Annotated in this window: 16 protein-coding genes; 5 read left to right on the top strand and 11 right to left on the bottom strand. The window is 73.3% G+C overall.

Annotated elements, in window-relative coordinates; all coding sequences use genetic code 11:
- Positions 1–10 precede the first annotated feature (10 nt).
- The 4 genes from B9O00_RS19580 to B9O00_RS19565 are packed head-to-tail and all read left to right on the top strand — an operon-like array spanning position 11 to position 3,631.
- Entirely contained in the window at positions 11–901 is an 891-nt protein-coding gene (locus tag B9O00_RS19580; protein ID WP_085124402.1) for a branched-chain amino acid ABC transporter permease, read from the top strand.
- Positions 894–1,661: an ABC transporter ATP-binding protein gene (locus B9O00_RS19575; RefSeq protein WP_085124401.1), complete on the top strand. Its 768-nt coding sequence runs from the start codon at positions 894–896 to the stop codon at positions 1,659–1,661. Before B9O00_RS19580 ends, B9O00_RS19575 begins: the two co-directional genes overlap by 8 nt.
- Positions 1,658–2,359 carry an ABC transporter ATP-binding protein gene (locus tag B9O00_RS19570; RefSeq protein ID WP_085124399.1) on the top strand — a complete coding sequence of 234 codons (702 nt, stop codon included), beginning with the start codon at positions 1,658–1,660 and terminating at the stop codon, positions 2,357–2,359. The genes B9O00_RS19575 and B9O00_RS19570 overlap by 4 nt, the downstream gene beginning before the upstream one ends.
- A 39-nt stretch (positions 2,360–2,398) precedes the next feature.
- On the top strand, positions 2,399–3,631 hold the full coding sequence (locus tag B9O00_RS19565; RefSeq protein ID WP_085124398.1) for a metal-dependent hydrolase family protein: 1,233 nt from the start codon (positions 2,399–2,401) through the stop codon (positions 3,629–3,631).
- Positions 3,632–3,657: 26 nt separating this feature from the next.
- Here B9O00_RS19565 and B9O00_RS19560 read toward each other — a convergent pair whose 3' ends face one another.
- Both B9O00_RS19560 and B9O00_RS19555 read right to left on the bottom strand, forming a co-directional pair.
- Entirely contained in the window at positions 3,658–4,296 is a 639-nt protein-coding gene (locus tag B9O00_RS19560) for a PAS domain-containing protein (RefSeq protein WP_089229747.1), read from the bottom strand.
- 101 nt (positions 4,297–4,397) lie between these two features.
- Positions 4,398–5,216, bottom strand: coding sequence for a LytTR family DNA-binding domain-containing protein (locus B9O00_RS19555; protein ID WP_085124395.1), 819 nt, complete (start codon positions 5,214–5,216; stop codon positions 4,398–4,400).
- 187 nt (positions 5,217–5,403) lie between these two features.
- Here B9O00_RS19555 and B9O00_RS19550 point away from each other — a divergent pair, with 187 nt between their 5' ends.
- On the top strand, positions 5,404–6,096 hold the full coding sequence (locus B9O00_RS19550) for a DUF2306 domain-containing protein (protein WP_085124394.1): 693 nt from the start codon (positions 5,404–5,406) through the stop codon (positions 6,094–6,096).
- A gap of 28 nt (positions 6,097–6,124) precedes the next feature.
- Here B9O00_RS19550 and B9O00_RS19545 read toward each other — a convergent pair whose 3' ends face one another.
- The 9 genes from B9O00_RS19545 to B9O00_RS34170 form a co-directional block, all read right to left on the bottom strand.
- Positions 6,125–7,393, bottom strand: coding sequence for a hypothetical protein (locus B9O00_RS19545; protein WP_085124392.1), 1,269 nt, complete (start codon positions 7,391–7,393; stop codon positions 6,125–6,127).
- The gene (locus tag B9O00_RS19540; RefSeq protein WP_085124391.1) at positions 7,390–7,938 is read right to left on the bottom strand and encodes a hypothetical protein; all 549 of its coding nucleotides are present in this window, start codon (positions 7,936–7,938) and stop codon (positions 7,390–7,392) included. The genes B9O00_RS19545 and B9O00_RS19540 overlap by 4 nt, the downstream gene beginning before the upstream one ends.
- Positions 7,935–8,555, bottom strand: a complete 621-nt coding sequence (locus B9O00_RS19535) for a hypothetical protein (RefSeq protein WP_085124390.1) — start codon at positions 8,553–8,555, stop codon at positions 7,935–7,937. The genes B9O00_RS19540 and B9O00_RS19535 overlap by 4 nt, the downstream gene beginning before the upstream one ends.
- A gap of 7 nt (positions 8,556–8,562) precedes the next feature.
- Positions 8,563–10,464 (bottom strand): hypothetical protein, encoded by a 1,902-nt coding sequence (locus tag B9O00_RS19530; RefSeq protein ID WP_085124389.1) that lies wholly within the window; start codon positions 10,462–10,464, stop codon positions 8,563–8,565.
- A 419-nt stretch (positions 10,465–10,883) separates the two neighbouring features.
- Entirely contained in the window at positions 10,884–12,203 is a 1,320-nt protein-coding gene (locus tag B9O00_RS19525; protein WP_159460269.1) for a YcaO-like family protein, read from the bottom strand.
- 118 nt (positions 12,204–12,321) lie between these two features.
- Entirely contained in the window at positions 12,322–13,722 is a 1,401-nt protein-coding gene (locus B9O00_RS19520; protein WP_159460268.1) for a YcaO-like family protein, read from the bottom strand.
- Positions 13,723–13,857: 135 nt separating this feature from the next.
- Positions 13,858–15,057 (bottom strand): NnrS family protein, encoded by a 1,200-nt coding sequence (locus B9O00_RS19515; RefSeq protein WP_235017156.1) that lies wholly within the window; start codon positions 15,055–15,057, stop codon positions 13,858–13,860.
- Complete coding sequence (locus B9O00_RS19510) at positions 15,054–15,290, bottom strand: DUF1858 domain-containing protein (RefSeq protein WP_085124386.1); 237 nt, start codon at positions 15,288–15,290, stop codon at positions 15,054–15,056. The genes B9O00_RS19515 and B9O00_RS19510 overlap by 4 nt, the downstream gene beginning before the upstream one ends.
- A 119-nt stretch (positions 15,291–15,409) precedes the next feature.
- The gene (locus B9O00_RS34170; RefSeq protein ID WP_089229748.1) at positions 15,410–16,492 is read right to left on the bottom strand and encodes a methyl-accepting chemotaxis protein; all 1,083 of its coding nucleotides are present in this window, start codon (positions 16,490–16,492) and stop codon (positions 15,410–15,412) included.
- Positions 16,493–16,953: the final 461 nt, after the last annotated feature.

Below are 16,953 nucleotides of genomic sequence, written 5' to 3'. Positions count from 1 at the left end.
AGCCGGCGCCGTGCTGTCCTACCTGCTCGCCGTCGCCGTCGTCGCGCTGATCTATTCGCTGATGACCCTGGCGCTGAACCTGCAGTTCGGCTTCACCGGGCTGATCAACTTCGGCGTGGTCGGCTTCTTCGCGATCGGCGCCTACACCAGCGCGCTGCTCAGCCAGGCGGGCCTGCCGCTGGAGCTGACGCTGCCCTGCGCGGCGCTCGCCGCCGGCCTGGCGGCCTGGCCGGTCGCGCTGCTGTCGCTGCGCCTGCGCATCGAGTACTTCGCCATCGTCATGCTGGGCTACGCCGAGACCATCCGCCTGGTGATCTCCCAGGAGGAGTGGCTGACCGGCGGCGTCCGCGGCCTGCCGGGCATCGCCTCGCTGTCGGTCGGCCTCGGCATCCCCGGCGACCCGACCCTGGTCGCCTTCGCCCTGGCGCTGGCCTGCGTCGTCGGCGCCGTGCTGGTCAGCCGGCGCCTGGTCCACAGCCCCTTCGGCCGCATGATCCAGGCGATCCGCGACGACGAGGACGCGGTGCGCGCGCTCGGCAAGAGCCCGGGCCGCTTCAAGGTCGCGGTCTTCGTCGTCAGCTGCCTCTTCGTCGGCCTGTCGGGCGGGCTCTACGCCCACTACATCACCTACCTCGCGCCCGACCAGTTCGGCGCCCTGCTGACCTTCTACATCTGGGTCGCGATGATCCTCGGCGGGGCCGGGAGCGTCGGCGGCGCGCTGGTCGGCTCGGCCATCCTGCTCGGCTTCATCGAGGGCTCGCGCTTCCTGCACGACCTGCTGCCGGGCGTCTCGGCAGTCGAGATGTCCTCGGTCCGGCTCGGCGTCATCGGCCTGTCGATGATGCTGCTGATGCGCTTCCGGCCCCAGGGGCTGCTCGGGGGGAAGGCCGGCTGTGGCTGAGGCGAGCCTCTGCGTCCAGGGCATCCGCAAGCACTTCGGCGGAGTGTCGGTGCTGGAGGACGTCAGCTTCGCCGCGCCGGCCGGCGGCCTGTCGGGCATGATCGGGCCGAACGGGGCGGGCAAGAGCACGCTCTTCGCCATCGTCACCGGCTTCCAGGCCGGCGACGGCGGCAGCGTGCTCTTCAAGGGCCAGGACGTCACCGCCCTCCCGACCGTGCAGCGCGTCCGCCTCGGCATGGCGCGGACCTTCCAGGTGCCGCGGGAGTTCGGCTCGCTGACGGTCCGCGAGAACCTGATGGCGGCGGCCCCGGGGCAGGCCGGCGAGAAGCTGCGCAACGTCTTCTTCCGGCCCGGGTGGATCCGCGCCGAGGAGGCGGCGATCGCCGCTGCGGCCGAGGAGTGGCTGGCCTTTCTCAACCTCGAGCGCGTGGCCGACGCGCCGGCCTCCAGCCTGTCGGGCGGCCAGCGCAAGCTGCTCGAGCTGGGCCGCGCGCTGATGGTCCGGCCCGCCATGATCCTGCTCGACGAGCCCTTCGCCGGCGTCAACCCGGTGCTGGTCGGCGAGATCTCCGAGCGGATCCGCGAGCTTTCGGCCAAGGGCATCGGCTTCCTGATCGTCGAGCACAACCTGGCGGCCCTGTCGCGCCTGGTCGACCGCCTCTTCGTGCTCGACCGCGGACGCCTGCTGGCGGAGGGGGCGCCGGCCGAGGTCCTGGCCGACGCCGCCGTGCGCGAGGCCTACATGGGAGGCAGCGCGTGAGCGTCCTCACCGTCGCGGGCCTGTCCGCCGGCTACGGCGACGTCGACATCCTGTCGGGCGTCGACCTGCGGGTCGAGCCGCTGGAGATCGTCACCATCGCCGGCACCAACGGCGCCGGCAAGTCGACCCTGGTCAAGGCGCTGATGGGGCTGGTGCCGCGGGTCTCCGGCCGCCTGGAGTTCGAGGGCACCTCCCTGCTGTCCCTGCCCGCCGAGAAGCGCCTGGCGATGGGCATCTCCTACGTGCCCCAGGTCGCCAACGTCTTCGCCTCGCTGACCGTCATGGAGAACCTGGAGGTCGTCGAGGGCGTCGCCGACCGGCGCGGCCGCATCGCGACCCTGCTGGAGAGCTTCCCGGTGCTGCGCGAGCGGGCGCGGGCGCGGGCCGGGGCCCTGTCGGGCGGCGAGCGCCAGCAGCTCGCCTTCGCCCGCGCGCTGATGCCGGAGCCGCGCCTGCTCGTGCTCGACGAGCCGACCGCGGCGCTGTCGCCGGCCCTGGTCCACCAGGTGCTCGAGACGATCCGCGAGCTGCCGAGGATGAAGGTCTCGGTGCTGCTGGTCGAGCAGCGCGCGCGCCAGGCCCTGACCATCAGCAACCGCGGCTACATACTGGACAGCGGCACGGTGGTGATCGCCGACACCGCCGAGCGCCTGCTGTCCGACAGCCGGATGGCCGAGCTCTACCTCGGCGACCACTGAGACGCCTCCCTCCCTCCAGGTCCTTCAGGAAACGAACAGATGAGCGAAATCCTCTTCCGAAACGCCCGGGTCCTCGACGTCGTCGAGGGCGCTTACCGCGACGGCCAGTCGGTGCTGGTGCGCGACGGCCGGATCGCCGCGGTCGCCGCCGACGCCCACCAGCAGGCCGGCGCCGGGGTCGAGGAGATCGACGTCAAGGGCCGGGTGCTGATGCCGGGGCTCTGCGACGGCCACGTCCATGTCACCGCCATCACCGCCGACTTCGCCGCCCTGATGCGCACCGCGCCGTCCTACGTCGCGATCAAGGCCGGCGAGCTGCTCAACGGCATGACCCGGCGCGGCTTCACCACCGTGCGCGACGCCGGCGGCGCCGACTGGGGCCTGGCCAGGGCGCTGCGCGAGGGCCGGATCGTCGGTCCGCGCCTGCTGTTCTGCGGCCACGCCCTGTCCCAGACCGGCGGGCATTCCGACATGCGCGGGCCCGGCGAGCATTCGCTCGACCAGTGCATGTGCTGCGCCGGCTTCGGCCACGTCTGCGACGGCGTCTCGGAGATGCGCCGGGCCTGCCGCGAGGAGATCCGCAAGGGCGCCACGCACCTCAAGCTGATGGTCTCGGGCGGCGTCGCCTCGCCGACCGACCGCATCGACTCGACCCAGTTCTCGGTCGACGAGATCCGCGCCGCCTGCGACGAGGCCGAGGCCGCGAACATCCCGGTGATGGCCCACGCCTACACCGGCCGCGCCATCGTCCGTGCCCTGGAGGCCGGCGTCGACTCGATCGAGCACGGCAACCTGCTCGACGAGGCGGCGGTCGCCACCCTGGTCCGCCTGGACCGCTGGCTGGTGCCGACGCTGTCGATCTACGAGGCGCTTGCCAGCGAGGGCGTGGAGGCCGGCATGCCGCCCGAGCTCAACAAGAAGGTCTACGACGTGCTGGAGGCCGGGGCCCACGCGCTGGCGCTCGCCACCAAGGCCGGCGTCAAGATGGTCTACGGCACCGACCTGCTGGGCGTCATGCAGCGCCACCAGCTCAACGAGTTCGCCCTCAGGGCCAAGGTCCAGCAGCCGATCGACATCATCCGCTCGGCGACGACCGAGGCTGCCAACCTGTTCCGGATGAGCGGCTCGATCGGACAGGTGCGCGAGGGCTTCCTCGCCGACCTGCTGGTCGTCGACGGCGACGTGCTGCATTCGGTCGAGCCCTGGACCCGGCCGGAAGAGACGATCCGGCTGGTCATGAAGGAAGGCGCGGTGCAGGTCGCGAAGGGCTGATCGCGGCCGCCCGCTGCGGCCGGCCGTCAGCCCTGGTGGCGCTTGCGGATCTTCTGCCGGTCCTCGTAGCTGATGTGCCTCGGCTCGACCGGGACGTTGCCGACCAGGAACGCGCGGCAGTCGCCGTCCGGTCCGAAGAGCGGCAGGATCAGGCGCTGCCAGGCCCTGGCGGGCAGCCAGGGCGGCGACTTGCTGAGGCTGAAGAGCGGTCGCCCGGTTTCCCAGACCGCGCGGTAGCAGGCGCGGTAGAGCAGGGCGAGCGGGGTCCGGGCCTGGCGGTTCATCTCCGAGACGCGCCAGCCGGTCCAGTCGCGCCCGGCCTGGTCGGCGACGCCGCTGCCGTAGACCCGGTAGACCGCGTCGAGGCCCTCGCGCTCGACGTCGAGCAGCAGCAGGTTGCCGAGCGCGACCTTGAGCTCGGTGACGTCGACGTCCTGCCTGGCGACCCGGCCGCCTGGCTTGCGTGCCGCGAGCCCGCTCCAATAGCCGTAGAGGAAGCGCAGCTTGGGGTGCTCCAGGTCCTCCGGCCGCTCGACGAAGAACACACGCTCGACATAGTCGCCGAGGGCCGGCAAGGCGTCGCCCGCGACGACTGCCGCGGCCGCCGAGAGAATCTGCGCATCCGACGGATCGTAGCAGATTTCACCGGGCGAACTCTCGGACACCAAGCGACTCCACGCCTTGACAGACCGCCGAATACCGGAGGCTTGCGGCAATTCCTGGGCCGCCGAGGGCCGGACATTGCTGGGATGCGGCGGAAAATAGCCTAACGTCGCGAGGGCGTCGAGGTTTCGCCGGCTGGTGCCAGGCCCTGGAGCCAGCCGGCGCCCTTGAGGGCGGCGCGGTAGGTCTTGCCGACCGGTACGCGGAGGCCGTTGTCGAGCCGCAGCAGCAGGCGCTGGCCGTCGCGCTCGCTGCCGGCCAGGGCATCGCTGGCGACCCACCAGGAGCGGTGCACCCGGAGGCCCCGGCCGTCGAGCTCGCGGGCCGCGTCCTCCATGCGGCAGAGCACCAGGGCGCTGCCGCGGTCGGTGTGGATGCGCAGGTAGTGGTCCTCCATCTCCAGGCAGAGCAGGCGGCCCTCCAGCGAGGCCGGGATGCGCCGGGCGAAGAGGTCCGGCTCGGGCCCGGGCGACGGCGAGGGAGCGCGCTCGGGCTGCGGTTCGCGCTCGGCGCCGGGCGACGCCTGGCCCGGCCGGTAGAGGGCGAGCGAGATCGCCGCGGTGACCAGCAGCACCTCGCCGTAGAGCCTCGGCAGGGCCGGCATGCCGAGGCTGAGCAGGGCCGACAGCCCCGCGACCACGGCGGTGGCCGGCAGCGAGACGACCAGCGACGATGCCAGCGGGGCGACGAGCCGATGCCGCGTCCAGCGGCCGGGCAGGGTCGCCGGCACGGTGCGCATCGCCAGCTCGCCGATCACCCAGTTGAGCCCGACGGCGCCGCACCAGAAGAGGGCGCGCCGGCCGAAGCCGAGGCTCTCGAAGGTGCCGAACGGCCCCAGGGCCGCCAGCAGCAGGCCGACCGCGAGCGGCGGCAGCAGGCGGGCGGCGAGGAACTGGGCGCGGCCGACGATCCCTTCACGCATCGTGAAGGGACGCTAGCACGCCCGTCGCGAAGAAGGGACGCCCGCCGGCGCAGATCCGCTGGCCGGGCACGCGGCGGCCGGCCAGCTTGGCGTCCGGGGCTCCCGACGCGCCCCTTCGACCCGATCCCTTCGGCCCAACCCTTCGATCCAACCGACCCAACCCTTCGATCCAACCGACGAGGTCACCATGGCCCTGCCGACCGCCCTCACGTCCCTCCTGACGCCCCTCCTGACGCCCTACGGCCTGCTGCTCGCCTGCCACGTCATCGGCGGCACGCTCGCGCTCGCCGCCGGGCTGACCGCCATGGTCGCCGTCAAGGGCGGTCTCTGGCACCGCCGTGCCGGCCGGATCTTCGCCGTCGCCATGCTGGCGATCGTCGCCGATGCGCTGGTCATGGCTGTGCTCAAGCCCAACGCCTTCCTGTTCCTGGTCGGGCTGTTCAGCCTCTATCTGGTCGCCGTCGGCTGGCGCGCGGCCCGCCTGCGCGACGGCCGGCCGCGCCGTCTCGACTGGGCGCTCGCCGCGGCGATGCTGTCGGCCGCGTCGGTGATGATCGCCTGGGGCCTGCTGCAGCTCGCCCGCGGCGAGGCCTTCCCGGGTCCCGTGTTGCTGGTCTTCGGCCTGATCGGCGGCGGCCAGGCGGTGGCCGACCTCCGGCTCTTCCGGCGCGGCGGTCCGCAGGGGGCGCTGCGGATCTGCCGCCACCTCGGCCACATGACCGGTGGCTTCGTCGCGGCGCTGACCGCCTTCACGGTGGTCAACGCCCAGTTCCTGCCGGAGCTCGCGCGCTGGCTCGGCCCGACCTTGCTGCTGGCGCCGGTGATCGTCTGGTGGCGCTGGCGGCTGCGCCGCCCGGCGCAGCGCCGCGCCGCGGCCTGACGGTCCGCCCGTGCGCCCGGCCCGGCGGTCAGCCGGCGCTCGCCGCCGGCCGGGGCAGGTGGACGATGAGCGGCGGCTCCTCGGCCCGGCAGAAGTCCTGGATGCCCCTGGCGTAGATCCGGATCAGCTCGTCGAGCGAGGTCACGCCCCTGGTCTCGGCGACATCCTTCTCGTCGGCGCCGAAGACCCAGACGGTGTTGCGGTTGCAGATCTGCCCGGCCGCCTGCTTCAGGCCGATGTCCAGGATCTCGGTGAAGGCCTGCGGCCCGAAGCGCTCGATCGCCGTGCTGATGATCGGGCTGATGTCGTCGATGATCAGCGTCTCCGCCTCGAACCAGGGCCAGTAGTAGATGTTCTTCGGCCCCCAGCTGCCCATCGGCGGCAGGCCGTCGGGCCGCGGCAGGTCGTACTGGTCCGAGATCTCCATCAGCGTGTCGAACGAGCAGTAGCGGACCTTCTTGCCCTTGAACGCGAGCTCTGTGCCGAGGCCGCAGACCATCGGGGTGCGGCCCGAGCCGATCGGCCCGACGACCATGATCTGGCGCGGACGGCTGCTGTCGAAGGGCGCCGCGATCAGCCGGCGCAGCTGCTCGGCGACCTCCTCGTCGATCTGCGCGCGCAGGTCGGCGAGGCGCGCCAGATAGGGCAGCGCGGCCTTCTGCCAGACGATCTTCTGGCGCAGCCAGGGCGGGGCCGCCGCCACGCAGATGCCCATGGCGCCGAGGAACAGCACGACGTTCCAGAACCAGGTCCAGGCGCCCGGCGTGCGCAGGTTGACGTCGTAGCCGACCAGGGCGCCGATGATCATGTAGACCGCCGCGATCACCGCGTTGCGGCGCAGCAGGTCGTTGTCCAACGGGAACTGCAGGTTGGCCGCCTCGCGCCTGGAGACGCTGTAGGCGCGGAACTCCCAGAACGAGACGACGCCGGAGACCAGCAGGAACGACAGGCCGTTGGCCCAGGCGAGCAGCCACGCCAGCCCCGGCACCCAGGTGCCCAGGCGGTTGAAGACGAAGTAGCCGACGACCTGGACCAGCAGGCCGATCGCGATGTGGCCCATCTGGTCTGCCATCCAGAGGTAGGAGTAGGTCGCCGCGCTCTGCACCTCCTTGCCGAAGATGTCGCGCCAGAACTGCACCAGCAGGAAGGAGCCAGGGACGCCCGGGGGCGTCGGCTTCGCGCCCTTCGGCCGCTCCCAGTCGCTCGGCCTGTCGGTCGGGCCGTCGCTGGCGCGGTGCGTGACGTGCAGCGCGGCGCGGTTGGCGGAAGGCTCGCTCGGATGGGCTGTGACCGTCATCGATCCTCTCCCCTCGTCAAGCGCAGATAGAGGGCGGCCAGCCAGGCGACGGCGAGCGCCAGGCCGCCGGCCCAGCTCGGGCCGCGCGCGAAGAGCAGCGTCGAGCCCAGGCTCGCGGCGATGAAGAGCGCTGCCGTCGCGAGGTGCAGGACGATCCAGGGCCGCCCCTCGGCCGGCACCAGCGCGCTGGCCAGCCACAGCAGGGCGAGCGCGAAGTTGGCGCTGGCGACCAGGCTGCCCTGGCCGGCATAGACCGCGGCGAAGCTCCAGCCGTAGATCACGCCGAAGCCGAACCAGAGGTGGACCAGGTAGGCGACCAGGCCGCCGATCCACCAGGCCCGCCAGCCGGTTCGGCCGAGCGCCGGCGCCCGGCGGATCAGGATCGCCGTCGCCCAGCCGCCGAGCAGCAGGCAGGGCCAGATCGTGTACTGCGCGCGGGCATAGGCGGCGTTGCTCGCCATCAGGCCGGCGAAGATCGAGAGCGCGAAGCCGAACGCGAAGAGCAGCAGCACCGCGACCGGCGGCCTGACCAGCGTTCCGTTCATGCCGCGCCCTCCCTGTCGAGCTTTCTGAGCAGTCCGGCGAGCAGCACCGCCGCGGCCTGGACCAGGCCGAGGACGAGGCTCTCGAGGTCGTTGCGGAAGACGACCAGCGAGACGAAGAAGGTCAGGAACACGGCGAGCCCGGCCAGCGCCTGCCACCAGCGGTACCCGCCCGCGGCCCGGGCCCAGTCGCGCCGCGTCCAGGCCAGCGCGACGTCGAGCGGCCAGATCGCCTGGATCAGGAAGATCGGCGCGGCGACCAGGAAGCCCTGGCGCTGGAAGACGCTGGCGGCGTCCCACTGGTGCAGGGCGCCGAGGCCCCACCAGAGGTGCACGGCCATCATCACCCAGCCGGCGCTCCAGAACAGCCGCCACCAGTCGCCGAGCGGCGCGCGCCCGAAGCGGCGCACGAAGACGGACAGCGCCGGGGTCGCCAGCAGCGCCGAGACCCAGGCGCTGGCATGGGCGCGGAAGAAGTCGGCGTCGCCGGCGACGAGGCCGCCGAACATCGCGAGCGCAAAGCCCACTGCCAGCAGCAGCAGCGTGACCGAGACGGCTTCGAGGCGTGCCGCCTCGCGCCGGCCGATGGATCGGATCGCCTGGGGGGCTGCGGCGGCCATGGCGGCCTCACAGGGTCTTCAGGTAGGCGAGCAGGGCTTCGAGCTGGCTGCGCTGCTCGTCGGTCAGGGTCTTCGGGTCCCAGGGCGGGAAGTCGTGGCCGCGGTTCGAGTTGCCGAGCTCCGTGGTGTCGAAGAGGAAGGCGACCCGCGGGTCGTCGCAGCGGCCGTCGGGCCCGGGCTCGGTCGCGACGAAGCCGAGCGCGTCGGGGTCGTAGAGGTTCTCGCCGCGGCAGAAGCGCTCGGGCCGGGGCTCCAGGTTGATCAGCTGGCGGGCGTTCGGGATCGAGCCGTTGTGCAGGAAGGGTGCGCGCAGGTAGAGCTCCGGCACCGGGTTGTTGTAGTAGGCGACCTCGTCGGTCAGCTGGCACTTCTGAGGGTCGTCCTCGCTGCAGGGCGGCGCCGAGGCCAGCAGCTTCGTCTCGTCGCAGTCCGCCTGGCCGGACGGGCAGGCCGGGAAGTAGAGCGGATGGCCGAGGCGGTACTGCCGCTTGGCCAGCAGGAAGCCGTCGAGCTGCTGCTGCCAGAACCAGGCGAGCGCCGGCTCGCCGGCCTTCTCGGCGGCGGCCCCGGCGTCCCGGAGGCGCTGCTCCTGGGCCGCGACCGCGGGGCCGCTGCCGGGCAGCGTCGCCCAGATCGACAGCGGCAGCAGGCTCGCGTAGCGGAAGGTCACGCGCGCCGGATCGACGCCGAGCTTCGGTCCGCCGCCGCGGCCGTCGAGATAGTCGAACCGGTGGATCCACCTGCCCTCGGCGACCCACTGGCCGCCGCCGACCGGGCGGTAGCCGTGGCAGTCGGCGCACCAGGTCTTGTAGACCTGGAAGCCGGCCTCGACCTGGGTCGGGTCCGGCAGGTGCTTCGGGAAGGTCTCGGCGAAGCTCGGCACCGGGATCGAGAGGCCGAGCTCCTCGGTGTAGGCCGCCGCGGTGCGCACGTCCCAGGCGACCTCCGGCTTCGAGAGGGCCAGCACGCTGGCGCCCGAGGCGTAGACCGCGATGAAGCTGCGGGTCACCGGATTCCTGACCGAGCCGTCGTACTGGGCGCGCGGCCTCAGGTCGCGGCGCTGCTCGAAGACCGCCGGGATCTTGGAATAGGCGTAGTTCTCCTCGCCCGGCAGGTTCAGCGCGACACGCACGATCGAGCGGAACGGCCGCGTGCGGCCGGGGCCGGCCGGGATGTCGGCGGCGTCCTTCATCTGGGCACCGTGGTAGGGCAGGCCGTACTTGCCGGTCTCTGAGCCGGTCTGGCTCCGGATGCCGGACAGCCAGGCCGACATCACCAGCTTCTCGACCTGGCGGGTGAAGAAGCCGGTCCGGTCGTTCGGGCAGGCCTGGTCGTAGGCGTCCATGATCTTGCCGGCGGTCAGGCTCGGGTCGAGCACGGCATTGCGCACGGCGTCGCCGAAGGCGATGACGTCGAGCTCGGGATTGCCCATCCCGGTGATCGTCTCGCTGAGGCCCTCGGCGGTGCGCAGCCGCCCGGAATGGCAGGAGGCACAGGTCAGCGCGGCGAACTTCAACGGCGTCTGGATGGCGCGCTGCGGCAGGTAGTTGGTGACCGCGAAGCCGTGCGGCAGCAGGTTCTCGGCGTTCGACTGGCAGAGCTGGCTGTCGCCGCCCTTGCCGCTCTCGTCGGTGATGAAGCCGTAGGTCCGCCACGGCGAGCGGCCGTCCTCCAGCGTCGTCGTGAAGGCGGGTGCCGAGACCTTGTCGATGACCGCCGCGTACTTGACCGGCAGGGCCTCGAGGCCGAAGGCGCCGTGGGTGAAGGCCTGGTAGCCGGTCTCGGCGAGTGGTCCTTCGGGCCGGTCCCAGCGCGACCAGCTGCGCTCCAGCCAGAGCCAGCCCAGGGTCGCGGCGATCAGCAGGAGCGCCAGCACGATGCCGCCGGCGTTGACGATCTTCCGGATCATCGACCTGTCCCCCCCGGACATCCGACCGACCGACGGGCATGGTGTGCCTTCGAGAGGGTCAGTGCAATCGAAAAGGGAAAATTTCTGCCATCTTGAGTGGTGTCCGGCCGGCTCTCTCGCCGCGCCGGCCGGCGGCTCGCCACCGTGCCGGAAAAGGAGACGCACCCGCCCCCCGGAGCTGGGGGGCCCCCGCAGAGGCGGGTGCGCCGAGGCTGCAGCCGGCTGCGGCAGGGAGGGTCGGGCGGCAGATCGGGTCGCCTGACGTTGAGCGCCTCCGCTCCGTCTCCTCCCGGGGGCGGCTCGCCGCCCGTGGCCCGCTACCCGGTCAGCCACGAGGCGAGATTGTCAGAGGTCCCGTGAGTCCAGCGTGAATCGTCGGCGATCGGCCGCCGGCGCCCGGCGCTCGCGCGCGCCGGGCATCAGGGCGCGGTCCAGGCCGGCAGTCCCGTGTGCAGGCCGGGCACCACCGCGCGCACGGCCGCGAGGCCGAGCGGCGGGCGGGAGAGGTCGACGCGGTAGGCCTTGCGTCCGGCCCGGGTCAGGCAGGACAGCGTCGCGGCCAGCGATCGCGACCCCGCGGCGTGGTCCTGCGGCGGCGCGCCCGGCGTGAAGCGCGGATGGCTGTCGGCCGTCGCCTGCTCGTACTGCTCGATCCAGCGGCGGTCGACCGCGTTGAGGGCCTCCTCGCCGCGCTGCCGGCGCTTGAGCAGGGCCAGCTCCTGGGCGAGCTCCGCCTGGCAGAGCTCCAGCAGGGCGCCGAGCAGGGCGCGGCGGAGGTCGAGGCCGGCGCCGTAGCCGGCGACCACGGCGCGTCCCTCGGGATAGGCGGAGAGGGCGACGAAGGCCGGGATTTTCAGGGGGCCGGTGATGTCGAGGAACCAGTGGCGACGGGGCGAGCCGTCGCGCAGGCTGCCGGCCAGCGCGTCGAGGCCGAGCTCCTGCAGCAGCGACGGCGCGACCGCCCGCGGCGGGATCGCGCCCTGCCACCAGCCGGCGACGGCGTCGCGCTCGACGACTTCCTCGAGCGCGGAGAGGGTCGCGGCCGCGACCGACGGGCCGGCGGCGCAGCCGGTGCTGCCGGCCGGCTGCGGCACGCCGGGCCGGCCGGGCGCCGGCAGCAGGCAGAGCGCGGCCGGCAGCAGCAGGGGCTCGCCGTCGGCCAGGGAGATCGCCTCGATGCCGTCGAGCATCCGGGGATCGCTGTCGCCGGGCAGACCCATCTCCCGCAGGACCCAGTCCAGCTCGGCGCCGGCCAGGAGCCGGTCGTCGTGCCGCGGCGCGCGGATCAGGGGGCGGCCCTCCGGCGGCGTCCGGTCGCCGGGCCACTCGTGGAACGACAGCCGCTCGGCGGCCTCGCCGACGCAGCTCTCGAAGGCCTGCTGCAGGGTCAGGCCGCGGCCGGCGACGCCGAGATGGCGGCCGCGCTCGCTCGAGAGCCCGAAGCCGGCCGGCGACAGCTGTCCGCCGAAGAAGAAGGCGCCCGGCGCATGGCGCATCGGCAGCCGGAAGGCGCGATCGAAGCGCCCGGCGAGCGCGACCAGGGCCAGGCGGCTGCGCAGCGTGTCGGCATCCGTGGCGTCCGCCGGCAGGTAGCCCAGCGACCGCAGGAAGGCCTCCGCGGGCTGCTCCGCGGAGGCGATCGTCTCCGTCTCCCGGGATGCCGCCGGCTCGCCCGCGCCCCGCCGTCGCAGGGTCTCGGCGCAGGCGGCCAGGAACCCCGGCTCGAACTCCACGAACATCGCGCCCCCCGGCCTCTCTGGCCCCTTTGGCCGGTCGTGGCCGGCCGAGGACCCGTGACGCCAGTATGTCATGGCGCCCCGGCCGCCGACAGGCGGTCCGGCCGGCGCTGCGCGGCGGTCAGAGCGCGCCGACCGCCCGGGGGCAGGCCTCGACCGTGATGGCGCTGCGGGTCGGGACCGTCCAGTCGGGCCGCTCGGTCTCCAGGCCCGGCACCACGACGCGCGCGACCTTGACGCCGAGCGGCCGCCGGGACAGGTCGACGCAGTAGGCGTCGTAGCCGGCATCGGCCAGGCGGGAGAGCGTCGCGGCGAGCGACCGGGGCTCGGCCCGGTCGCTCCAGGACCGCGGCGGGCCCCCGGCTCGGAACCGGTCGTGGCTGTCGAGGCTGACCCGCGCGTGCTGCTCGACCCAGCGGAGGTCGGCCGCGCTGAGCGCCCGCACGCCGCGCCGCTCGCGCTTCTGCAGGGCCAGCTCCTGGGTCAGTTCCCTCTGGCAGAGCTCGAGCAGGGCGTTCGTCAGCGCGCGGCGCGGATCCAGGCTGGCGCCGTAGCCGCCGACCACGGCGCGGCCGTCGGGCTCCGCCGACAGCGCGACGAACGCCGGGACCTGCAGGTCGCCGGTGATGTCGAGAAACCAGTGCCGGCGGGGCGAGTCGCCGCGCACCTGCCGGCCCAGCTCGTCGAGGCCGAGGCGGCTCAGCAGCTCCGGCGCGACCGGGCAGGGCGAGGTCTCGCCGCGCCACCAGCGCACGGCCGCGTCGCGCTCGATCACCTCCTCGAGGGCGGCCAGCGTCGCGGCCGGCAGCGAGGCGCCGGCGGCACAGCCGGCGCTGCCGGCCGGATTCGGCGCGTCGGGACGGCCCGCCGCCGGGCGCAGGCAGAGGGCCGCCGGCAGCAGGCGCGGCTCGCCGTCGACCAGCGACATCCCCTCGACCCAGTCGACGCCGCGCGGATCCTGGTCGAAGGGCAGGCCCATGCGGCGCCAGGCCCAGCTCAGCTCGCAGCCGGCAAGGATCGGGTCGCCGGCGGCCTTGGCGCGGATCTGCAGCGGGGCCGGCCAGGCGGCCTGGCCCGGCGCCGGCCGCTCGCGGTCGCCGGGCCACTCGAAGGCCGACAGCCGCTCCGCCGCTTCGCCGACGCAGCTCTCGAAGGCCTGCTGCAGCGTCAGGCCGCGCCCGGCGACGCCCAGGAAGCGGTCGCCCGACGCCGCGATCGCGAAGCTGAGCGGCGACAGCTGGCCGCCGAAGAAGTGGGCGCCGGGCGCATGGCGCATCTGCAGCTGGAAGGCACGGTCGAACCAGCCGGACAGCGAGATCAGCGCCAGGCGGTTGCGCCTCAGGTCGCGGCCGGCGAGACCGGCGCCCTGCGGCGGCAGGTAGCCGAGCGCCGTCAGGAAGGCCTGCGTGCGCTTGCGCAGAGAGGAGACCGTGCCGCGGGGCTGCGGCTCCAGCGGTCGCGCGTCCTCGATCTGCTGCAGGGCTTCCGCACAGGCGGCGAGGAAACCCTGCTCGAATTCCATGAACATGACGCTCCCCCAAAGCGATAAGGGCGACGGGCCGGCGGCTCCGGTCGGGAGAGGTGCCACCGTCCCATGCCGCGAACTTGATGCCAGGAGGCGTGAATCCCGCGTGATTCGCAGGGGGGGCTCGCCGGCTCAGGCGGCGGCGCGCGGCGTCAGCAGGGCGCGGCCGTAGGCCAGGGCGAAGCCGGCGAAGGCGGCGACCCAGGCGGTGCCGGAGACGGCGAGCAGCGGCAGCATCAGCTCCGGCAGCAGCACGGCGGCCAGGCGGGTCGCGGCGGCCAGGGTGATCGCCAGGTAGATCGCCAGCGTCGCCGCACCCGCGGTCAGCGGCCGTCCGGTGTGGCCGAGCGTCGCCCGGGTCATCACTGCCAGGGTGATGCTGCCGAGGGCGCCGGCGGTCAGGGCGTGGATCGCCAGGCTCGGCGGCAGTGCCGGCCACCAGTGCCCGAGCCCGAGCAGGACCAGGCCGAGCGGCAGCCAGGCGTAGGCGAGGTGCAGGATCCAGACCAGCGGCTCGGCCAGGGTCGCGAGGGCGCGCCAGCGCGCCAGGCGCAGCGCCTGCAGCGCGCCGGCGGCGAGCGTCAGGAGGGCGGTCGCCGCACCGTCGGGATCCGCCGTCCAGGCCGCTCCGGCCAGCGCCGTCGCGAGCAGCGTCAGGCTGTCGAGCCGGCCGAACGGGGCGGGCAGGGCCGTGGCGTCGCGCTTGGCCAGCCAGTTGCGCGTGAAGCTCGGGATGATCCGGCCGCCGATCAGGCTGACCAGCAGCACCAGGACGGCCAGCGCCAGCCGCCAGCCCAGGCCGCGGTCGGGGATCAGCCCGGCAGCCTCGGCGTGCATCAGGGCGTTGCCGGCGAGCAGCAGCGCGACGGCGCCGGCCATCGGCAGGTTCTTCCAGTTGCGCCCGGCGACGATCTCGCGCAGCACCACCGCCAGCATCGTGGCCAGGAACAGCAGGTCGAGGGCCGCAGCCGGTCCGGCGCCGATCCAGCCCGAGGTCGCGGTCGCGAGGCGCCCGGCCAGCCAGGCCAGCACCAGCAGCGCCAGCGGCCGGCCCTGCAGCGGCAGGCGGCCGGTCCAGTTCGGGATCGCGGTCAGCAGGAAGCCGGCCAGGGTCGCGGCGACGAAGCCGTAGAGCATCTCGTGGATGTGCCAGGTCAGCGGCGCCAGGGCGGTCGGCAGCTCGATCCCGCCGGTGAAGGCGAGCAGCCAGAGCGGCAGGGCGGCCGCGGCCCAGAGCGCCGCCGCCAGGAAGAAGGGCCGGAAGCCGGCGTCGAGCAGGGCCGGGCCCTGGCGGGGCCGGTAGCGCGGTACGGCGGTGCGGATCGTGCTCACGGCCGGGGCTCCTTGCCGGCCGGGGCCGGCTCCTGCTCGATCGCCGCGACCAGCTCGCGGACCAGCTCGTCGGGATCGATGCCATACTCCCGCGCTGCCTCGGCGACGGTCATGAAGGGTGCCATCGGACAGCCCGGACAGGCCATGCGGCGGCCGAGCAGCAGCGGCACGCTGGCCGGCCAGCGGCGCATCAGCTCGCCGACGATCATCTGGGAAAGCTCTGCGGACTCCATCTCGGCACCTCGGCTTCGGGGCATCCCGAAGCTAGGGACGGACGGGCCGCCTCGTTTTGCGGCGGCGCAAATGGCGCGCGATTCGCCGAGGCCCGCGGCCTCCGTCGCCGGCCGGCCGGTCAGTCGCCGCCGGCCGTGGCCTCCTGCACGATGACGCCGGCCCATTCCAGGCCCCGGTAGGTCTCGTAGCCCGGGGTCAGGTGGAAGGCGGTCGTCCGGCCCTTGGCGTCGGTCTGCACGCCGCTGCGCCGGCCGTTCCGCTCGAGGGCGATGGTCTCGCTCAGCTCGCCCCGGCGGTCCGAGGCCGAGAGGATGCGGCCGCGCGCGTCGACCAGCAGGACGCGCGAGCGCGTCGCCTCCTCGGGCGAGAGGCGGACGCCGTCGACCACGGCATGGGCCTGCGGCCCCCAGTCGAAGTGGATGCCGAGCACGCCGATCGGCCGGCCGCGCGCTTCTCCGCCCTCGCGCACCGCGGCGGCGTAGGTCGCGACCGGCGCGCCCTCCAGGGCCGTGCAGGGCACGACGTCGGCGACCGCGTAGTCGTCGCCCGTGGCCGAGCCGATGGCCTCGCGGAACCAGCTCTCGCGCGAGACGTCGAGGCCGAGCACGTTCGGATAGCGGTCCGGCCGGCCGTGGGCCACGACGCGGCCGTTCGGGGTGCAGATCCAGAGGTCGAGATAGACCGTGTAGGCCGAGAGGATGACGCCGAGCCGGCGCTGGGCCTCGGCCAGCCTCTCCGGCGTCGGGGCGGCGGCGGCCTCGACCACGGCGGCGTCGGTCGCCCACCAGCGCACGTCGCAGGTCCGTTCGTAGAGGTTGCGGTCGATGATCTCGATGGCGTTGAGGCTGAGGTCGACCAGGCGCTGGCCGCGCACGTCCTCGGCCATGCGGCCGCCGACCGCGCGCAGCTCGTCGAGTGCGGAGCGCAGCTCGTTCTCCATCTCGGCGGCGAGCCGGCCGATCTCGGAGCTGACCGCCTTGACCTCGCCGGCGACGACCGCGAAGCCCTTGCCGGACTCGCCGGCCCGCGCCGCCTCGATCGTCGCGTTGAGTGCCAGGATCCGGGTCTGGCCGGTGATGCGCTGGATCGCGTGCGCCTTGCTGCCGGCGACGCGCGCCGCCTCGTCGGCGAGCTCGACGACCCGCTCGGGGGTGTCGGCGGAGGCCGCGCTGTCCTGGGCCGCGGCGGGAGACTGAGCCATGATCGACGCCTTGAGGTCGTGGGTGACTGCCTCGGAGTCTGGCCATGAAAAGGTAATCGGAAGGTAAATCGAGAATCTAATCGAATCTGCTCTTATCTTGTGCAGATATGCACAAATTATGTGCATATGAAGACCAACAAAGAAGGCGCTTTTCGGGGCCGCAGCGAAAAGCTTCCGCTTCGTTCCGCAGACTGACGGGCCCGCTGTCGCCGCTTCCCCGGCGTGGCGGCTCGCTTTCCCGAATTGGGGGCGGCCTGCGAATACTCGAGAGGTCTGGGCCCTCGACCGCGTCCGGGCAGCCGCCGGGGCGAGAAGGCAGGGCCTGCTACCTTTCCGTCACGCGCCCGCAGCCGGGTCCCGTCCATTCGTGAATCTGCAAGAGCGCCTGCCTCGGTCCCGGACAGGGGCGCCTGGGAAACGCGGGCCTTCCAGGGTCCGCCTCCCAGTAGCCGCTCAGGCGG

The sequence above is a fragment of the Tistlia consotensis USBA 355 genome, from assembly GCF_900177295.1.
Lineage (GTDB): Bacteria > Pseudomonadota > Alphaproteobacteria > Kiloniellales > DSM-21159 > Tistlia > Tistlia consotensis.
The sequence above is the reverse complement of the archived record's forward strand: the minus strand, read 5'-3'. Positions and strand labels throughout refer to the sequence as shown.